This window comes from Qipengyuania psychrotolerans (assembly GCF_019711355.1).
Lineage (GTDB): Bacteria > Pseudomonadota > Alphaproteobacteria > Sphingomonadales > Sphingomonadaceae > Qipengyuania > Qipengyuania psychrotolerans.
Genome location: NZ_CP081297.1, coordinates 2,057,880 through 2,076,805 on the forward strand (window position 1 = coordinate 2,057,880; position 18,926 = coordinate 2,076,805).

At 59.7% G+C, this 18,926-nt stretch carries 15 protein-coding genes; 6 read left to right on the top strand and 9 right to left on the bottom strand.

The window, feature by feature from the left end; genetic code table 11:
- Window positions 1–98: 98 nt before the first annotated feature.
- The 4 genes from K3166_RS10100 (at window position 99) to K3166_RS10115 (ending at window position 4,998) form a co-directional block, all read left to right on the top strand.
- Window positions 99–1,730, top strand: a complete 1,632-nt coding sequence (locus K3166_RS10100) for a glucosamine inositolphosphorylceramide transferase family protein (protein WP_221422111.1) — start codon at window positions 99–101, stop codon at window positions 1,728–1,730.
- Window positions 1,727–3,004 (top strand): glycosyltransferase family 4 protein, encoded by a 1,278-nt coding sequence (locus tag K3166_RS10105; RefSeq protein WP_221422112.1) that lies wholly within the window; start codon window positions 1,727–1,729, stop codon window positions 3,002–3,004. Before K3166_RS10100 ends, K3166_RS10105 begins: the two co-directional genes overlap by 4 nt.
- Window positions 2,992–4,116, top strand: coding sequence for an aspartyl/asparaginyl beta-hydroxylase domain-containing protein (locus tag K3166_RS10110; RefSeq protein ID WP_221422113.1), 1,125 nt, complete (start codon window positions 2,992–2,994; stop codon window positions 4,114–4,116). The genes K3166_RS10105 and K3166_RS10110 overlap by 13 nt, the downstream gene beginning before the upstream one ends.
- A 378-nt stretch (window positions 4,117–4,494) precedes the next feature.
- Window positions 4,495–4,998: a glycoside hydrolase family 16 protein gene (locus K3166_RS10115; protein WP_425594562.1), complete on the top strand. Its 504-nt coding sequence runs from the start codon at window positions 4,495–4,497 to the stop codon at window positions 4,996–4,998.
- Window positions 4,999–5,024: 26 nt separating this feature from the next.
- On the opposite strand, the gene K3166_RS10120 is transcribed toward K3166_RS10115, so the two are convergent.
- Both K3166_RS10120 and K3166_RS10125 read right to left on the bottom strand, forming a co-directional pair.
- Window positions 5,025–5,882 (bottom strand): proline dehydrogenase family protein, encoded by an 858-nt coding sequence (locus K3166_RS10120; RefSeq protein WP_221422114.1) that lies wholly within the window; start codon window positions 5,880–5,882, stop codon window positions 5,025–5,027.
- Entirely contained in the window at window positions 5,875–6,954 is a 1,080-nt protein-coding gene (locus tag K3166_RS10125; protein WP_221422115.1) for a GNAT family N-acetyltransferase, read from the bottom strand. The genes K3166_RS10120 and K3166_RS10125 overlap by 8 nt, the downstream gene beginning before the upstream one ends.
- A 192-nt stretch (window positions 6,955–7,146) precedes the next feature.
- Here K3166_RS10125 and K3166_RS10130 point away from each other — a divergent pair, with 192 nt between their 5' ends.
- Both K3166_RS10130 and K3166_RS10135 read left to right on the top strand, forming a co-directional pair.
- Complete coding sequence (locus K3166_RS10130) at window positions 7,147–8,277, top strand: NAD(P)/FAD-dependent oxidoreductase (protein WP_221422116.1); 1,131 nt, start codon at window positions 7,147–7,149, stop codon at window positions 8,275–8,277.
- An 81-nt stretch (window positions 8,278–8,358) separates the two neighbouring features.
- A complete protein-coding gene (locus K3166_RS10135; RefSeq protein WP_221422117.1) occupies window positions 8,359–9,081 on the top strand; it encodes a Crp/Fnr family transcriptional regulator in 723 nt (240 codons plus the stop codon).
- Between the two features lie 210 nt (window positions 9,082–9,291).
- Here K3166_RS10135 and K3166_RS10140 read toward each other — a convergent pair whose 3' ends face one another.
- The 7 genes from K3166_RS10140 to K3166_RS10170 form a co-directional block, all read right to left on the bottom strand.
- Window positions 9,292–9,582 (bottom strand): hypothetical protein, encoded by a 291-nt coding sequence (locus K3166_RS10140; protein ID WP_221422118.1) that lies wholly within the window; start codon window positions 9,580–9,582, stop codon window positions 9,292–9,294.
- A gap of 123 nt (window positions 9,583–9,705) precedes the next feature.
- On the bottom strand, window positions 9,706–11,055 hold the full coding sequence (locus K3166_RS10145) for an HlyD family type I secretion periplasmic adaptor subunit (RefSeq protein ID WP_221422119.1): 1,350 nt from the start codon (window positions 11,053–11,055) through the stop codon (window positions 9,706–9,708).
- Window positions 11,052–12,782, bottom strand: a complete 1,731-nt coding sequence (locus tag K3166_RS10150) for a type I secretion system permease/ATPase (RefSeq protein ID WP_221422120.1) — start codon at window positions 12,780–12,782, stop codon at window positions 11,052–11,054. The genes K3166_RS10145 and K3166_RS10150 overlap by 4 nt, the downstream gene beginning before the upstream one ends.
- Entirely contained in the window at window positions 12,782–14,215 is a 1,434-nt protein-coding gene (locus K3166_RS10155) for a TolC family protein (protein WP_221422121.1), read from the bottom strand. The genes K3166_RS10150 and K3166_RS10155 overlap by 1 nt, the downstream gene beginning before the upstream one ends.
- A 92-nt stretch (window positions 14,216–14,307) precedes the next feature.
- A complete protein-coding gene (locus K3166_RS10160; protein ID WP_221422122.1) occupies window positions 14,308–15,438 on the bottom strand; it encodes an acyl-CoA dehydrogenase family protein in 1,131 nt (376 codons plus the stop codon).
- Between the two features lie 28 nt (window positions 15,439–15,466).
- The gene (locus tag K3166_RS10165) at window positions 15,467–16,675 is read right to left on the bottom strand and encodes an acyl-CoA dehydrogenase family protein (RefSeq protein WP_221422123.1); all 1,209 of its coding nucleotides are present in this window, start codon (window positions 16,673–16,675) and stop codon (window positions 15,467–15,469) included.
- Window positions 16,676–16,754: 79 nt separating this feature from the next.
- Window positions 16,755–18,512: a TIR domain-containing protein gene (locus tag K3166_RS10170; protein WP_221422124.1), complete on the bottom strand. Its 1,758-nt coding sequence runs from the start codon at window positions 18,510–18,512 to the stop codon at window positions 16,755–16,757.
- Window positions 18,513–18,926: the final 414 nt, after the last annotated feature.

An 18,926-nucleotide genomic window follows, 5' to 3' on the forward strand; every position in this document is an offset into this window, starting at 1 on the left:
TACCATAGCGTCACCAGGAACCGTTTTGACCTGACCATCAATCGTACCACTTAATATTCGATGATCCGGCCTCTTCGAACCGGTATGAAGATGCCCTGATGCCGAAACCCGAAACTTCACCAAGGCTGGTAAAAATTGGTCTCATGATCGACCAAGAGCTTGGTTTCGAGCAATGGGAGATTGACCTCTTCGACCGGCTAATCGGCAATCCGGCCATATCTGTTGAGGCGGTTCTGGTTTGCCGCGGTGCATCGCGATTGGCGAAACCCGGCTTCACCCTGCAATCGGTACTTGCGATCGAGGCGATGATCTTCGGCATGGCCGCAGGACGGGTTTCACGCAGGGCAAGCGACGTGCTCGGATCGGTGCCGCATATACCGTGGAACGAGGCCGACAGGCTGCACCCTGATCTTGACCTGATCCTGTCTCATGTCCCGGGTCTTCCCGGCGCGATCAGGGCAGAGCTTTCAAGCGAGGTATGGGAGTACAGCTTCAATCGCGGCGCTCAGACGATGCCGGAAGCTTTGGGCTTTCGCGAGACCAAAGAGCAGAAGCCCGTCACGCGCATGGCAATCTTCGGGCATTTACCCTGCGGCACTTACCGAGAGGTCGGCAGTTGCGAGATCGGGACCAAATTCAGCGCTGTTTTCACTGCCATGTTCGCCAAGTCCATCCTGCCGGCGTTCGCGGAGCGGGAACTCGTGCACTACCGCAAGCACAGGCTTTCACCGGTGGCGGTTACAAGTCCTGCTACCCAGGATGATGCCCGCACTGCGAGCCCGCCCAGCCTGATTGAGCTAAGCATCTACGTAGTGCAACTTGCAGGAAGGGTTCTGCGCCGAACCTCGGCCGAAGTTCTCAGGCGTTTCGGCGCGCGGCCGGGGTCCTGGTCGCTCTTGATCGGCAGAGGGGATGCCCTGAACTCCCCGCTGGACCAGCTCACCGAGCTTCGGCAACCCGACGGGCAATTTCGGGCGGACCCGTTCCTCTTCCAGAAGGACGGCCAGACCTACGTGTTCTTCGAGTCATGCGATTACTCCGATGGTCGCGGCAAGATTTGCGTTGGGCGCATCGACGGAAACCGGCTGGTGGATATCACCGAGCTCGACCTTGGCGACGGCCATCTGTCGTACCCGTTTGTCTTCGCCGAAGACGGCGAGATTTTCATGATCCCCGAAACATCACACAACAGGCGCGTGGAAGTTTGGCGGTGCACCGAATTCCCCGCACGATGGACGCTACACGCAACAGGCCTGGAAGGTCGCTCCCCCGCCGACACTGTGATGTTCAAGTCCAGCGATCAGTGGTGGTTGCTGACCAATCTCTGCACCGGAAGCGTGATCGAGCATTGCATGGAACTTCATGCTTACAGGGTCGATGGTCCGGACCTTGAACTGATCGAACCGCACCCACTCAACCCGGTGGTGCTCGATACGACCAGCGCCCGCAATGCGGGCCGACCTTTCGAAAGGGATGGCCGGCTCATCAGGCCTGCCCAAATGAACAGCCATGGGACCTACGGATATGGCCTGCGCCTGATGGAGGTTACCGAGCTTTCGATGGACGCCTTTTCCGAAAGGGAAATCAGGCGGATTGAACCGGATGCATCGCAAGCGACAATCGGGTGTCACCACCTCGATATCAATGATGATATGTTCATCCTGGACGCACGGCGAGCGTTCGGGTCACGCCGCTGGGGCGCGCGGCCGATAGCCTTGAGGGCATCATGACACCGGCCCGTATCGTCATCATCAACGACAGCACCAATGCAACGGGCGGGGCGACCTCGCTGGCCCTGAAGTCCGCACAGCTCCTGTCAGACGCGGGTCACCAGGTGACCTTCGTGACCGGGGACGAGGGCTCCCGCGACAACCTCCCGGACACGGTTGATGTGGCCGCGCTCGGCGGCAAGAGTTTGCTTGATCTGCCCATGAGGCAGCGCATTCCCAAAGGCCTGTATAACCTCCAGGCCAGCCGCTTTGTCAGCCGAGTGATCAGCGAACTGGATTCGCCCGATGTGGTCTATCACCTGCACGGCTGGGCCCAGACGCTCTCCCCGTCGATTCTGGCGCCATTGCGGAAGGTCCAGGACCGGCTCGTCATTCACGCGCACGATTTCTTCCATGCGTGTCCGAACGGAACCTATTTCAATTTTCAAACTGAATCAGTGTGCCATCTGAAGCCGCTCAGCAGTCAGTGCCTGAGGACCAATTGCGACAAGCGCAGCGCCTCGCAAAAAGCCTTTCGTACCGTCAGGATGCTGATCAAGAACCAAATTCTCGATATGGGCAATACGCGGGCCCTGGTCGCGGTGATCCATCCTTTCATGACAGACTGGATGGCACGCGCCGGGATTGATGATGCTCAGGTTCGGGTTGTCCGCAATCCGGTTCAGCCCTTCCGCACTGACCGCGTAAAAGCCGAAGCGAACAGCGACCTCTTTTTCATCGGCCGACTGGAGCCTGAAAAGGGCGCGGAACTCGCGGCCCAAGCAGCACGGTCAGCAGGCCGGCGGCTCAGAGTAATCGGCGAAGGGTCGGAACGGAAACGGCTCGAGGCGCAATATCCGGAATGCGTCTGGGAGGGATGGCGATCACATGCCGAAATCGCCCAGCTTATCGTTCATGCCAGGGGCTTGATCATGCCGAGCAGGTTGCCTGAGCCATTCGGACTGGTCTCGCTCGAAGCAATACACAGCGGCGTGCCGCTCATCGCCTTTGCGGATTCCTTTGTGGCACGCGAGGCAGCGGATTTGGGCTGTGCATTCGTCGCCAGCGAAAGACGGCCAGAAGCACTGGCGGCAGCTGTCCGGGCATTGGACGAGGATCATGTCGTTGAGCGGGCGAGCAAGGTAGCGTTTACGCAGGCCCGCGACCTTTCCAACTCGCCGGAACAATGGCGCGATCAATTGCTGTCCCTTTACGGAGAGCTGCTCATATCCTCGCACGCGGCTTACTCGCGCCAGCCGGTTCCACCCAAGCAGGAGCTGGGATGGACGGATTAAGAGCCTTCAAGCGCATATTTGCGTTCCTGCTTGCCCAGGCCGGATTGCTCCTCGCCGGAATGATCTTCCATGCGCTCGAGATTGTGAGGCATGCGCCTGCATCGCTTCCTGTAATCACCGAGATGTTGTTCGGGGCCCTCACCCTGATGATCCTCAGGCTGGCTTGGCCAATGGCATCGAGCAGCATCGAACTGTTCTGGGGCACAAGCGTCAAATTGCTGGTCAAGCGATGGATGCATCCGAGCCTGACCATCGGTGCCATCGCATGCCTTGTCTGCGCCGCAGTACTGGCAATTGGCGGAGGCAGTGAAGTGGCCCTCGCGGTAGCGCAAACGATCGCCGTCGGCGCATTCCTCGTTCCCTTCGCCATCTCCTGCGCGCTTCTCATTTCGGCCATAAGGCGCCTCAGGGCCTATCGAAACGGCATAGGAATGATGACCGCCAATGCAGGCTCTGCGGCTGGTTTGCAGAGAGCAAAAGCGTCAATCTCGAGCGAACTTGGGGAAAGCGAAACCACCGTCCGTCCAAACCCTCAAGGTTTCACTTTCGCAGGCTTGACGTCCAAACCCTGGCACGATGCAGCCGATTTCGACTGGGTTGCAGGGTTCGAAAATTCAGTAGACGCGATTACCGAGGAGTTCGAGCGCGTAAACGCGCGCTACCGTGAAGGCATCCGGAAATACAAATATGCAGGTCTCGATGGCGGGCACTGGAAGAGTTTCCAGTTCGTAACGCGTCATAGGGAATTGACGGAAAACGCGGAACTCTGCCCGATTACGACGAGTCTCCTGAAGACCATTCCTCACTACCCCTCGTTCCGCGATGCCATGTTTTCGATCCTAGATGGCGGAGGCGTGATTAGACCGCACCGCGACGTTTCGAACGTTTTCCTTACTATGCACCTTCCCCTGATCGTGCCGGGGAACGGGTTCATGGAGGTCGCAGGCCTGCGAAAAGAATGGCGCAAGGGCGAAGCGATGATCTTCGATTCTTCCTACCATCATCAGGCGCAGAATAACGCGGATTCTCCCCGCGTCGTTCTGCTCGTCGATTTCCTGCATCCGGAACTGACCGAAAAAGAGGCGGCCTGGGTCACCGCCTCGCGGCTCTAACCGATGAAGCTGGAGGACAACCTGCAAGCGCATGGCTTTCAAGCGCTCTTGCCCAAGTTCCCCGGCTTGAGGGCGAGGTCCGTCCTGGCACCGCTCGTGCTGCTCTCGCTATTCAGCTGTAGCGGAGTGGCTGAACCCGCTGCTCCTTCCGGTATAATCGAACTCTCCCAGTTCGAACCATCATTCGAGGAAAACTTCGACTCCCTCGACGTCTCGGAATGGGGATGCTTGTCGCGCTAGATTGCACACACACCGTGGGCGGGGGATTTCGGTGATGCCCGGTTCAAGGCGCCCGGCCCCGGGCACCCGTTCACGATAAGCAACGGGATCCTGAGCATCGAAGCGAGAAAAACCAGCGATGGGAGCTGGGAGAGCGGGATGCTCTCCTCGTGGGATGCCTGCAACAGCGGTTTCGCACAAAAATACGGCTATTTTGAAATTCGTACGCGGCTCCCCAGCGCGCCGGGTTTCTGGCCGTCCTTCTGGCTGGTCGGAGTGGATAAGCGCCAAGGCACCGCCGAAATCGATGTGTTCGAATATCTAACCCATAATCCGGACAAATTGAGCCTAGGAATACACAAGCACCCGCGAAACCAAACCGAAACCAGAAAAACTTTCGCAACGCGCCATGAGATCGAGCCGGGGTCATTGGGCGGCAAGTTCAATACCTACGGCGTGGAAGTCACCCCGGACATTGTCGTCTTTTATCTCAACCGGCGGGAAATCTGGCGCACACCCATGCTCGAAGAGTTTCGCCAGCCCATGTATATGCTCATCTCTTTCCCGACGGATACGGGCCAGATGGACGCCTCGACCCCCCAATCGGTGGCAATGGAAATCGACTACGTGAGAGCATATCAGCGCAAGCCTATCGGCTTTTAAATCAGCAGCAGCCGGCGACCAATCGTCTAGGCAACCACCTCTTCCGGGACCTTGTAGGTGCGGCCCAGCAAAGCGTCGCGAGCCAACCAGTAAAGCATGATCGGATTATTGATCGCACGCTTGAGCGAATAGGGCAGCCACGCCGACCCATACGGGAGGTAGACACGGGCCTTGGCAGCATAGCGCTTCCCTTCCTCAAGTGCTGGTTCAATCGGTAGGGGAAACACGAATTCCTGCTCGAACGGGGTACCGGCCTTCGCCAGGATTTCCATGGCCGCTGCCGCAAGCGGGGCGTCGTGAGTGGCTACGCCGACGAACGAGGCGCGCCCTGCCAATCGCTTGATAACCCGCAGATACCCTTCTCTCATGTCGAGGTCAGGGTCGGTAGGATCGGGCCATTGGCCTTTGACGACGCGGACCCTGACACCAAGCTCGATTGCCCGCTCGGCATCTTCGAGGCTGCGATGCCAGCGCCCCGGTATTGCCCAGCCCATTCCTTGCGGGCCGGTCTTGTCGAGGCACGCAAGGATATCGTCCGATTTATGCGGATCGTGGGAATCGAAGATGACCGGAAGGTCCAGTTCGCGCGCCTTTTCCACGACGCGGTCGACCTGTTTCTGCTGCTCCCACAATGCGGGCAACTTCATAGCAAGGGCTACATCAAGGCCTTTTTCCTTGCTGGCCGACAGAATGCGAAGATACTCGTTAGCGACGAGCTCGGGCTCCTCTGTGCCATCGTTCCAATAGCACAGCGTGCTTGATAATCCCGCACCCTGCATGCGCTTGGCCAGATCAAGCGCCTGATCGAGATCGTCTCCTGCGACATAGGCCCGCGAGGCCTGCTTCAGGATTGGCATGACCATGGGCTTCAGCAATTCACGCAAGTTCTTTCCTCCCGTGCTTTTCCAACCGAGTGCGGATTTTCTTCAGGCCGAAGTCGAGGCAATCGGAGCAGAATGCGGCCAATCCTCGCAGGTTATAGGGATACGCCCGAACGGTTGCGATCGGGCGCGCGCCGTCTGCCCATAGCTTGGTCCACTCAGCCTCCTTGCCGAGGAACTCGTATGAGCCCAGCCCTTTTTCCGCCGCATATTTGATGGTTTCGCGCATCAACAAATTGCCTGGGGACACCTGCTTGAAAGCGTCGTTGTATCCGACTTTGATCAGCCAGAAGCTCTGATCGCATTCGACTGCGAATTGCATGGCAGCGGCGACCCCGTCGATCCGGACGAAACATAGCCGCAGAATACCTGCTTCGGCCGCTTGGTGTGCATAGTTGCGATAAAAAGCCGCGATACCGGAATCCTGACTGATCGCGGTACCGGAGCGACCCTTCCAGCTGCTGGCTTCAACATCGAAAGCTTCATTCAATAGCGCGTCCAGATTGTCAGCAGTTGGCTCGGTTATCTCGAATGTCACTTCGCCCAAAGCTTCGGCCTTGCGCGACATCCGGCGGAAGTCCGAACGCCGGCGCGAGTTGAAATGGCTTTCCGGTTCGATCCACGAGGCATCGAGTTTGATTTTGGGCATGGCGCGTGCCTGCTGGGTCGAAACGATGACCCTCCCCTTGCCGCGGTAGGCCTGCGAAAGAAGCTGGAGAAATGGGGTATCGGTGGGATGGTGCCCAAGCCGGATGGGCATGCCGGAATTAGCGATCAGCTGGGCAAGCTGGCGCTGGGACTGCTCGTCCCCTGCTGTAACTTCGATCGATTCCCATAAGTCTTCCGCGCCCAGCAATATCTGGCGGCGCGGCCCAGAAGCAGGTTCCGCGAAAGGCGCAATGGCAAGAGGTTTCGAAGGAGGTCCGACCACGACCGCCTTCACAGCTCCGCGCGCGAGCGTTTCTTCATAGGCTTTCGCCCAGATATACTGGCGCATAGGGGTGCTGGGCTGTGCGGGGATCGCGTCCCAGGCATCCGGTCCGATGTCCGACAAGTGTATCGCGGCAGCTTCCATGGTCGGGAGAATCTACAGCAAGTCGCCCGAAACCGCAGACGCTCATTAGGTGTAACGCATTGGGGGCAAGACAGCGGAAATTAACGGCTTTTCTGGTTGGCATTGGCAATATCTGCCCCTGCGGCTCTGGCGCAGTGTCCGACAATCAAGCTAGTCTGCGGCCGCCAAGTCTTCCCAGGAGAAACACCGGGTATGGAAGAAGTCGAGTGCATCGTGATCGGCGCAGGCGTCGTGGGCTTGGCCTGCGGGGCGGCAATCGCTCGCTCTGGACGTGAAGTGCTTGTTCTAGAGGCCGAATCCGCAATCGGACTGCACGCAAGCAGCCGCAATTCGGAAGTTATCCATGCCGGTATCTATTATCCGCAAGGCAGCTTGAAAGCCAAGCTTTGTCGGCGCGGGAAAGAGCAGCTGTATGCCTATGCTAAAGATCGCAAATTGCCGCACAAGCGCCTTGGCAAGTTGATTGTGGCGACCTGCGCTGACCAGATTGACCAGCTGGAGGAAATTCGTGCGCGGGCCGCGGCGAACGGTGTTACCGATCTGCGAATGCTGGACCGCGCAGAGGCCCAGGAAATGGAACCGGCGGTCGAGTGTCATGCCGCGCTCCATTCCCCGTCGACCGGCATCATCGACAGTCATGCGCTGATGCTTTCACTTCAAGCCGATCTGGAAGAGGCCGGCGGCATGGTGGTGTTGCGAACGCCGATCACCGTCTGCAGCGTCGAAAGTGGCGGCTTCATCGTAGAAACGGCAGGCAAAGAGTCCCTGCGATTGCGCGCGCGGCAAGTGGTGAATTGCGCCGGGATGATGGCACCGCAAGTGGCGCGGCAATTTGCCGGGCTGGATGCGTCGACCATTCCCGAACCGCATTTCTCGATCGGCCACTATTACCGGCTGGCCGGACCTTCTCCATGCAAACGGCTGGTATATCCCGTGCCGGAGCAAGGCGGCCTGGGGGTTCACCTGACGCTGGATCTTGGAGGCCAAGCCAGGTTCGGGCCGGACGTGCGCTGGATCGATGAAATCGATTATCGTTTCGACGATAGCAGAGCCGACGAATTCGTGGCCGCAATCAGGACATATCTGCCCGGTATCGACCGCGAAAACCTGTCGGCGGACTACACCGGGATAAGACCAAAGATTGTCGGACCCGGCCAGCCGGCAGCCGATTTTCGGATAGATAGCCAGAAGGTGCACGGAGTGGCCGGTCTGGTGAACCTGTTCGGAATCGAATCGCCCGGTTTGACCTCCAGCCTTGCCATTGCGGATTACGTCGCGGGATTGCTGCCATGTCGGTCGGCCCTGCCGCCCTCAAGCCATTGACGCGAGGCCATCGCGATTCAGACACGTGCGGCGGTGTGCTACGGACTTGGCATTACTGACGCCGAAAGGTAACCGGGACTAATGGATATCTCGCCGTCCGAACCGACCCTGAATTTCTGTCAGGCCTGTGCCGTACGCAATCGGGCGATCTGCGCCGATCTTGATCCGGGCGAACTCCAGGCCCTCAATTCGATCGGCCGCAGGCGCAAGGTCGAAGCTGGCGAACAACTGCTATGGGAAGGCGATGACGCGATTGTCGTCGCGAATGTCGTCGAAGGCCTGCTGAAACTCTCGACCCAGACTGCGGAAGGCAAGGAGCAGATTCTTGGCCTGGCCTATCCATCGGATTTTCTCGGCCGGCCGTTCGGCGAGAAAACACCTTATGGGGTCGAAGCCCTGACCCCGGCACTGGTGTGCACATTCCAGCGGACGGATTTTGACCGGTTTGCACGCGAACATCCGCGGCTCGAGCATAAGCTCCTCGAACGGACGTTGGCGGAACTGGACCGCACGCGCCGTTGGATGTTGCTGCTGGGCCGGATGAATGCAGAGCAGAAAGTAGCGACGTTTCTGCTGGAGATGGCGGACCGATTGGCGCCGAGTACGTGCGGCGCGGATGTCGGCAGTCTTGGCCAGATGGAATTGCCGCTTTCGCGCCAGCAGATCGCCGATGTCCTCGGCCTCACCATCGAGACCGTAAGTCGTCAGCTGTCGAAAATGCGCAGCGAGAACGTGATCGACCTCCCCTCACGCCGAGAAGTTGTAATTGTCGACCGCGGCGGCCTCGAAGACCGCTCAGCCTGAACTTTGTCTGGCGACGCGGTCTGATCCTATTCCCTGTGTCCGGCTTCTTCACCGTGCCGAATAACGCGGTTTCGAGACTGGTGGACTTGGTCCTTGCGGTGATGTTCCTGGCCGGAAGCCGTGTGGGGGCGCGACCTTGCGATGAGTTTTCCGCAACCTACCGGGTCGGGCAAATCTGGGCGGAGATGTGACTTGCCCGCTTAGGCGACCCTAAATGCCTTGCTTGGCAACTGCCCTGGCAGTTGCAGCCGCGAAATCTTCCCACGTCGAATGGCTAAGCTGAGTGTCCATGACGTCGAACTGATTCTCGGCGATCACTGCGCCGTCTTCATCGCGCACGATAGCTTCAGCCTGGCGCGATGTGGGCGCCTTGATCGTGATAGCCAATCGCTTGCCCGGGGCCGCTTCCGCGACCTGTTCTGCGAACATGGTGCAAACGTCCTCGGCACTTGCTCCAGCGTGGCTGGGGTCGTCGAATTGGCAAATAACGTCAGTGGTCATGGTCCGCCCTTCTCCATGGACAGCTTGCGATACGCAACCGGCAATCGCCAATGCGGCTAAGGGAGTGAGCATCCTGATCATGCAGCAATCGATGGCGCACGCGGCCTTGCCATGTGCTGAACCCTATTCGCGGAACGCGGTTTCGCTGAGGCGCGTGATTGGCGTGAGAATGTACTGCAGCACCGTGCGCTTATCGCCGAGCAGGCTAACATCGGCGATCATGCCAGAACCGATGGGCAGTTCTTGTCCTCCTGGCCCGGTCAGGGTTTCCTGTGCTGTCACCCGCACCGCGTAGTAGATTTCACCGGTCTGTGGATCTTGGATCGAGTCGGCGGAGATATTCGTAACCTCGCCATCGAGAGACCCGTAAACCGTTTGATCGTACGCGGTAATGCCGATCTTCGCCTTCTGCCCGATCCGGACATTGCCAATGTCCTGCGGTGCAATCCGCGCTTCGATCAGCAGGGTGTCGTCGCCGGGCACGAGCTCGACCAATGGCTCGCCGGGGGACACTGCGCTCCCGCGCGTCGAAACAAGAACCCGGCTGACAAGGCCCTTTGTCGGTGCACGCAGGACCGTGCGCTCGAACCGGTCTTGCAGAGCCGTAATCGAACTGGATCGCGAGTCGAGTTCAGCCTGTGCAATCGCGAGTTCGCTTGCCGCTTGCTCGCGCCAGTCCTGCTGGATGCGGGCAAGGTTCGCATTTGCTTCGGCGACCTGCGCCTGCGAACTGGCCAGCATGGCTCGTGCGCCTGCCAGGTCACTACGCGCGCTCGAAGCATCGCTCTCGGCGCGCGTCAGGCTGAGCCGGGGCTCGATCCCGTTCTCGACGAGCGGCCGCACCATGGCCAGTTCGTTCTCGGTCCGGGTGAGCGTGCTTTGCCTGGAGGCTACTGCTGCCTGCGCCTCGTTGACACCCTGTCGCGCCCGCTCAAGCTGGGCTCGTCCTGCCGACAATGCGCTGCGCAAAGCGGACTGGCGCGACGAGTAGAGAGCGCGCTCGACTTCTAACTGGCGCGCGGCCTCGGCATCGGCCGGAGCCGGATAGCGCGGAGCGCGGCCGCCAATCTCGGCGGTCAACCGTGCCACCTTCATGTCGAGGGCCTCCGCCGCCGAAGTATTGCTTCCGAGGTTCGCGCCTGTTTCAGTCGGATCGAGCCTCAGAAGCGGTGCGCCCTGCGCCACTTCGTCACCGGGTTCGACCAGGATTTCTTCGAGTATCCCGCCCTCAAGGCTCGTGATGACCTGCAGGTCACTGCTGGAGACAACCCGGCCCATGCCGCGCACGGTGCGGTCGATTTCTGCAATCGCCGCCCACAGCAGAAACAGGATGAAGAATAACGTGATGCCCCAGAACAGCCATCTCGAGGCGCGTCCGGGCTCGATCTCGTCGATCCAGTCTTCAATATGGCGCTCGGGCGGGTCCTCTCCGGCAAGCTCTGGTTCGGATTGCGATTGGATCGGCAGATTCACGGCTGCTGCCCTCCCTTCGCCAGCTTTGCCAGCACAGCATCGCGCGGGCCATCTGCAATGACCTTGCCGCGATCTAGGATGATGATCCGGTCGACCAGCTTCAGCAACGGCTGGCGGTGCGTGATGACGATCAACGTACGCCCTTTGAGATCGCCTTCGAGCCGTTCGATGAGGCCGGTTTCCGACTGCGCATCCATAGCGCTCGACGGCTCGTCCATGACCACGATCGGGGGTTTGCCTGCCAACGCCCGCGCAATCGCGACCGACTGGCGTTGCCCGCCCGACAGGCCCTCGCCCCGGTCCACCAGCTTGAGATCGTAGCCATTGGCGATGCGCGAAACAAACTGGTCGGTCCCGGAAAGACGCGAGGCGCGAAGCATCTCGTCATCATCGATAAAGGGACGCTCGAGAACGATATTTTCGCGGATCGAGCCTGAAAACAGAGCCGGTTCCTGCAGGATCGAGCCGATCTGGGCGCGCATCGAATACGGATCGAATTGCGCAACATCCAGACCGTCAATCAGGACCATGCCTTGTTGCGGCGGATACAGCCCGAGGATCATTCGAGCGACAGTTGACTTGCCCGACCCAACCCGGCCGAGAAGGGCCACATGTTCGCCCGGCTCGATCTTGAGATTCACCTTCTCCAGAGCTGGCGTAGAAGTGTCGGGGTACTGGAAGGTCACGTCCCGCAGTTCAATCGAACCTGATGTCGAGCCCGGTTGGAGAGGCTCGCTTTCAGGGCCTTCGCTGGGCTGCTCCATCAAAATACGGACCTGCCGATAGGCCGTGCGGGTCGCGGTAATGCGCCCGACAAGCTGAGATATCTGCGCGAGCGGTGCGATGGCGCGGCCAGCAAGGATGGAGCAAGCGATCAGGCCGCCCAGCGTCAGATTGTTCGCCGCCACTGCGAAGACGCCGACAATAACAACGCCAGCGTAGGAGATAACTCCGGCGGATGTGGCGAAAGTGGTCCCGATCGAGGAAATCAGCCGCTGCCGCATATTGCTGCGCGAATGTTCCTGCACCGCATCGCGCCATCGGCGCTTGAGCATGTCGTGCGCCCCGGAAACCTTGACGTGTTCAATACTTCCGACCGTCTCGATCAGCACGGACTGCTTGAGCAAGCCCTCGCCGAATGTCTTGGCCGCGATCCGCTGGAGCGCCGGCTGTGCCGCCAATCCGACGAGAACGACCAATGGCACCATCAAGGCCGGCACCAATACTACCCAGCCGCCAATCACGGCCACGACGATCAGGGTAATGATAATGAACGGCAGATCGACCACAGCGACCAAAGTAGCCGAGGCGAAAAAGTCGCGAATTGTCTCAAGTTCGCGGATCATGCCGGTCAACTGGCCGGTGGACCCCCTGCGAAGCTCGAGCCGCATTGCCAGCAAGCGATCGAACGCGTCTTCGCCCACTTCCTGATCAATCCGCGTCCCTGCGAAATCGACAAAATATGCGCGCAGCAGCTTCAGGATGAAATCAAACAGGATGATGACGCCCAGCCCGATCGACAAGGCGAGCAGTGAGCCGAAGGCAGAGTTTGGAACGACGCGGTCGTAAACCGTCATCGTGAACAATGCGCTGGCGAGGCCGAACAGATTGATCAGCGCCGCTGCAATCGCAACTTTCGAATAGGTGCGCCAATTGCGCCTGATCGGCTGCCACAGCCAATCAGCAATCCGTTTGTCCGGCATTTCGACGAGCGTATTGTCGCTCACTATGTAGCAGTCCCTTGTTCGAGCCCGAGCGTGTCGAGCAACCGTCCGGTCCGCAGGAGCAGGATATACCGCGCCTGGTCAAGCTCGGTCAGCGCCTGAATGTAAGCGCTGGCAGCATCTAGATAGACGTTCTGCGCGTCGGCAACGTCGAACAGGCTTCCCCGCAAGGCTCCGAACCTGGCCACCACAATGTCGCGCGATTGGCGTGACGCCTTGTACGCATCTTCCAGTGCTGCGAGCTGGGTTTCCAAGGCCTGCACGTCGGACCACGCGATTTCCGCGTCGCGGATCGCTTCTTCGCGAATGCGGTCGGCCACGGCATCTGCCGCATCGGCTTCCGCACCGGCGGCACGGGCGCGCTCCCACACGCCCCCGCCGAATATGCGCCACGTCAGGTCCAGCGTTGCGCGCGTGTCGTAATCTTTGCGGCTGGGCTCCGTGAAGCCATACCGCGCACTGTCGATCCGCGCGGACAGGCGTGGCAGTCTCTGTGCTCCAGCGGCATCTGCATCTGCATCGCGCGCATCGGCTACCGCCTGGGCGCTTTTGACCTGCGGCGCCGTTTCGGCCGCCAGGGCAGCATATTCCTGCGATATCTGGGTGGCATCAAGGATAGGCGGGCGGAGCAGGCCTTCAGGCGCTTGCGTACCGCTCAATTGGCGGAACCGCGCTTCGGCGCTGGCGCGGCGGCGTGTGATCTGAGCGAGCTGAACCATGGCCTGAGCCTTCAAGGAAGCGACCCGTGCCCTATCCCCTTCGGCTGATACGCCGCGTTCGATCCGCTTTTCGACTGCTGCTGCCAGTCCGTCCTGCGCAGCCAGGTAGCCTTCGAGCAGACGCTCGAGCGACTGGAAAGCAAACACCTGTGTCCACGCGGATGTCACGTCCCCTGCAACCTCGCTGGTGCGCGCTTCGCGGTCATATCCGGCGGCTCGCAATCTTGCCGTCGCGGACCTCACAGAGGCATCAATGGCGCCAAAATCCCAGAGCGTATGCGCATAGTTGAGATTGAAATCGACGCGTTCACGCGGTCGAGACCGCTCGAGAAAGTTGCTCGGATCGTCGGTGAAGTTCCGTTCCAGCGTAGTGAACCCGGTCACGCCAAGATCGACTGTGGGCATGTAGGCACTGCGCGCTTCGGAAAGCCGGGCGTCGGCTACTTCTTCCAGTGCACGCGCTTCGCGCCCGGTCGGGCTTTCTTCGAGCGCCGCTACGACAATTGTCCGAAAAGCTTCGGCGTCTGCCGTCGCATCGGCAAGCGCGAGCACGGGATCATCGGTAAAATCGATCGCGAGCGGGCGCGCCTCGGGCTCCGGCAATCCTTCTGCGGGATCTGCCTGGATGCCCTGTTCCTGGGCACGTGCAGCCGAGGCTGGCAGAGCAATAGCTGCGCCCAGCGCCATCAGCAGTCCCGATCCAGAAAGCAGCCTCACGAACCCTCCACAAGGGAGCGCCTTATCATCCCGTGCACATCAAAACAGCAAAAATCCTTGGAATGCAGAGACGTGCGGCTGTGCCGCTGCCTTCACGCCAGCGCCATGTGCCGCTTCAGATGATGGTCGATATTGCCGAATTCGGAGTCGAAAATGGTCAGCCGCTTGAAATAGTGACCGATAGCATATTCATCCGTGACGCCGTTTCCGCCGTGAATCTGAACAGCTTCCTGACCGATATATCGCGCCGCCTTACCGACACCGACCTTGGCCGCAGAAACAGCGCGCTTGCGCTCTGTTTCGTCCGCATCGAGGCGCAAGGTGGCGAGATAGGTCAGCGATACCGACTGCTCGTACTCCGTGTACATATCGACCATCCGGTGCTGGAGCACCTGGAATGAACCGATTGCCACGCCGAACTGCTTGCGCTGCCGCGAGTATTCGACGGTCATCGCGTGGGCGACCTTCATCGCACCGCAGGCCTCTGCGCATTGGGCGGCAATCGCTTCGTCGGTCACGCGCTCGATAAGCGGGAGAGCAGCGCCCTCCTCGCCGATAAGTGCGTCAGCCGGCACCGAGACATTTTCGAAATAGATTTCGGAAGCCCGGCGTCCGTCGACCGTGGAGTAGTCCCGGGTAATTATGCCAGCGGATGATTTGTCGACGATGAAAACGCTCACCCCCGATTTGTCGCGGCGGTCACCCGATGTGCGCGCCGTAACGATCAGGTGGCTGGCCCAGGGTGCGCCGATCACGACTGCCTTGTGGCCGCTCAGGACATAACCGCTGCCGTCCTTTTTCGCGGTGGTTCCCAGATCCGCATAATCATATCGGCCGCGCGGCTCGGCATAAGCAAACGCGAACACACGGCTTCCATCGATGATTGCAGAGAGATGGTCTTCTTTCTGCGCGTCAGTGCCGGCGTGCTTCAGGAAACCGCCTGCGCATACGACTGTCGGCACGAACGGCTCGACCACCAGGCCTTTGCCGAATTCCTCCATGACCACCATCGCATCGACCGCACCGCCGCCGAAGCCGCCATCTTCCTCGCTGAACGGCATTCCCAGGATGCCAAGTTCGGCAAGCTGCGACCATATTTCCGGGCGCCATCCAGCATCGCTTTCAGTTGCTTTGCGGCGCGTTTCCCAATCGTATTGTTCGCGCACCAGGCGCGAAAGGCCGTCGCGTACCATTTCCTGTTCTTCGGTGAAGTTGAAGTCCACTGTGTCTCTCCGGGTCTGGTTCGCGGGCTTAAAGGCCGAGGATCATCTTGGTGATGATGTTGCGCTGGATTTCGTTTGAGCCGCCATAGATCGAGGTCTTGCGCATATTGAAATATGTCGCGGCAGCATGGTGGGCATAGTCAGGCCCGATGGGGTACTGGTTCGAACCTGCACCGCCCGGCGCGGCACCGATATCGCCATAGAACGGCGTTCCGTAGCTGCCGACCGCCTCGAGTGTGAGCTCGGTCAGGCGCTGCTGGATTTCGGTGCCCTTGATCTTGAGGATCGAGCTTTCCGGCCCCGGTCCCTTGCCCGCCTGCTCTCCGGCAAGCGTGCGCAGTTCGGTGATTTCGAGCGCGGCCAGATCAATCTCGAGCTGGCTTACTTTGCGGGCAAACTCGAAATCGCTGATCAGCGGTTCGCCATCGATCGTTTCATTAGCGGCAATTTCGCGCAGCTTCTCCACTCCGCGCTTGGAGCGAGCGACCCCTGCAATCCCGCTGCGTTCATGGGCGAGGAGGAACTTGGCATAGGTCCAGCCCTTGTTTTCTTCGCCCACGAGGTTCTCGACAGGCACGCGCACGTCGGTCAGCCAGGTCTCGTTGACCTCGTAGCCCCCGTCGATCAACTTGATCGGGCGCACTTCGACGCCGGGTGTCTTCATGTCGAGCAGGATGAAACTGATGCCTTCTTGCGGCTTGGCTGCATCGGGATCGGTGCGGCACAGGAAAAAGCCCCAATCCGCATACTGCGCGAGCGTGGTCCATGTCTTCTGGCCGTTGATCACGTAGTGATCGCCGTCGCGCACTGCAGTTGTCTTGAGAGATGCCAGATCGGAACCTGCCCCCGGTTCCGAATAGCCCTGACACCACCAGACATCACCGCTGCGGATGCCCGGCAGGTGTTTGGCCTTCTGCTCTTCATTGCCGAAGGTATAGATCACGGGTCCCACCATGGAGACGCCGAACGGTAGCGGCATGAACGCGTTTATACGGGCGTTTTCTTCCGACCAGATGTATCGCTGCGTCGGCGTCCAGCCGGTTCCGCCGTATTCCACTGGCCAGGCCGGGACCGACCACCCTTTTTCTCCAAGGATCTTGTGCCATGCGACCATGTCTTCCGGCGACATGTCTTCGCGCATTCCAAAGTCGCCCAGTTCGGCGGGATAGCTCTCGGAAATAAATTCGCGAACTTCTTCACGAAAGGCGATCTCTTCGGGGGTGAACTCAAGATTCATGGACTAGGGACTCCTGCAGGGGCCAGCATTCAAACCGGCACCCGTCAGAGCCTGTGACGGCTAAAAGATCAAGGGTTCTTCAGGTCTGCGCGGTTTGCGATTGCTCGCCGGAACGCGCTTTTGCGTCAGCAACCATCTTCTGAAAACGCGGATCGGACCGTAGAGGGTCGACGTCAGGGTCAGCCTCGACGTGGCCAATATGCGTCGGACCAACACGCTCGAAGAACGGCCCCAGCAACTCGATCGCTTTCTCGTTGTCGCTTAGCGAACGCGTCAACGCGCAGGCCAGATTATACCGCATGATGAGATTGTCCGGATCGAGCAGCATGGCGCGGTCTACCCATTGAAGCGCTTTTTCGCGTTCGCCCAATTCCGCAAGAGTGCCGCTACCGAACGCCAGGGCAGCCACATTGCCCGGGTCGCTCTCCAAGGCCCGTGTGCAGCGTTCCACGGTCATTTTTGCCACGCGCTTGGTATTTTCGGCGTCTCCGATTGCCGTATAGCAAGTGTGCAGCATTCCGGTGCCGTGGTAATCGCCTTCGACCAGGCCAACCGCCTTTTCGAAGTAAGGAATGGCCTCGGCTATCTTGCCCTGCTGGAACACGATCCGGGCAGCAACCTTGTTCACTTCGAAGCTTTCAGGGTCGACTTCAAGCGCCAGTTCCATGTGCCGATTAGCGCTTTCGTGATTGCCCGCTGCTCCGTCAATCATGGCCTTGGCGCAGTGCGCTTCGGGCTGTTGGGGATCAAGCGCGAGCGCCTTGTCCGCTGCAGGGTGCGGGTCGACTTCCTGATCGTAGGTGATCAGCAAGCGCGCCTGGGCAAGCGCCATGAGGCCTAAAGCCTTCGCATAGTTTGGATCGATTGCCGTGGCTTGCCGGCAAATACGGACCACAATCTCAAGTGGGCGATAATCGCTGTCGTTGCCCGTAATCCAATATTGGCGCGCTTTGAGATACAGATTGTAAGCATCGGAATCCAAGGTGTCGCGCTTCTCGATCGCTTTCTTTTCCTTCGGGAGCAATTTCAGGCGCAGGGCCGACACAATTGCTTTGGAAATTTCGTCCTGAAGCGCAAAGATGTCCTTGAGTTCGCGGTCGTAGCGCTCTGCCCAAACCTGATTGCAGTTTTCCGCATCGATGAGCTGGGCAGTGATGCGTACGCGCCCTTCGGCCTTGCGCACGCTTCCTTCGACGACGTGGCTGACCTCGAAGTCCTCGCCCAACGTCGCGATATCGATGCCCTTCCCCTTCAGGGAAAAGGCCTGGTTGCGCGCAACGACATCGAGGGAAGAAACCTTTGAAAGGTCGGTAATAATGTCTTCGGAGATGCCGTCCGAAAAGTATTCCTGCTCGTTGTCGCCGCTCATGTTCTGGAAGGGAAGCACCATGATGCGTTTGCGGTCGGAGCGCGGCTTAACCGGCGCAACCTCCGCCGCAACAACGGGGGCTCCAACCAGAGAGGTCACGCTGTCGAGGACCTTGCGCCAGCCGGGATGATCGGGAGCTCCCGACCAGTCAGCGAGGTCGGCACATTGAATTTGATTGAACGGGATCGGAGGCGTGGTGCCATCGACGCTCATTTGAAGGAGCGTTCCGGCTTCCCTCGCAATATCCGCCTCGGCGCGGACCCATTGCGACCGAACCGCCTCGGCCGACCATAATACCAGTACGGCCTTCGCCGATTGCAGGCGCTCTTCGATGACGTCGCTGTAGGAACGATGCGCGGGGAGTTCGTCGTCGCGCCACACGTGGTGGCCTGCAGCACGCAATTGCTCTCCGACTTCCTTGGCAACCGGTTCTGTCGAACGCGCATAGGATATGAAAATATCGGACATTCTTGCTCGGGCACACCTTTCCGTCGAAGCAGTTTGCTTCACCGTCGTTCATAGCGCGCCCGAAAACCGGATATTCCGGTTTGAATTATGCGAGGCCACTGCCCGTGAACATTATTGCCCAATATCGCCGCAGCCACACCTCGACATTGGTAGCGACGGGCGCGAATTAAGCAAGAGTGCGAGTTGTCAGCAATTGCAGTGTGTTCTGCAGTCTGGCGCCGCCCCTCTTCGAGAAGGACGGGCATCCACGAAATTCGAAATTCTTTTCGCCCGGGTCCCGATTTCTCTCCAGAGCTGGGGGCGTTTCGCGACCTTGGGGTCAACCGCGAAACATCCGGCCTCGGCTCCCAACGTGAGCTGTGCTGTGCCGATTTCGTGGCTGGTGTCGTTTGCCGGGAAACCGGCCGAGCTTGT

Bases quoted from the DNA above. Each gene is read 5' to 3' on its own strand.
- K3166_RS10170 (WP_221422124.1), bottom strand. From the start codon at position 18,512: ATGTCCGATATTTTCATATCCTATGCGCGTTCGACAGAACCGGTTGCC.
- K3166_RS10115 (WP_425594562.1), top strand. From the start codon at position 4,495: ATGCTCTCCTCGTGGGATGCCTGCAACAGCGGTTTCGCACAAAAATAC.
- K3166_RS10130 (WP_221422116.1), top strand. From the start codon at position 7,147: ATGGAAGAAGTCGAGTGCATCGTGATCGGCGCAGGCGTCGTGGGCTTG.
- K3166_RS10125 (WP_221422115.1), bottom strand. From the start codon at position 6,954: ATGGAAGCTGCCGCGATACACTTGTCGGACATCGGACCGGATGCCTGG.
- K3166_RS10140 (WP_221422118.1), bottom strand. From the start codon at position 9,582: ATGACCACTGACGTTATTTGCCAATTCGACGACCCCAGCCACGCTGGA.
- K3166_RS10110 (WP_221422113.1), top strand. From the start codon at position 2,992: ATGGACGGATTAAGAGCCTTCAAGCGCATATTTGCGTTCCTGCTTGCC.
- K3166_RS10135 (WP_221422117.1), top strand. From the start codon at position 8,359: ATGGATATCTCGCCGTCCGAACCGACCCTGAATTTCTGTCAGGCCTGT.
- K3166_RS10165 (WP_221422123.1), bottom strand. From the start codon at position 16,675: ATGAATCTTGAGTTCACCCCCGAAGAGATCGCCTTTCGTGAAGAAGTT.
- K3166_RS10100 (WP_221422111.1), top strand. From the start codon at position 99: ATGCCGAAACCCGAAACTTCACCAAGGCTGGTAAAAATTGGTCTCATG.
- K3166_RS10105 (WP_221422112.1), top strand. From the start codon at position 1,727: ATGACACCGGCCCGTATCGTCATCATCAACGACAGCACCAATGCAACG.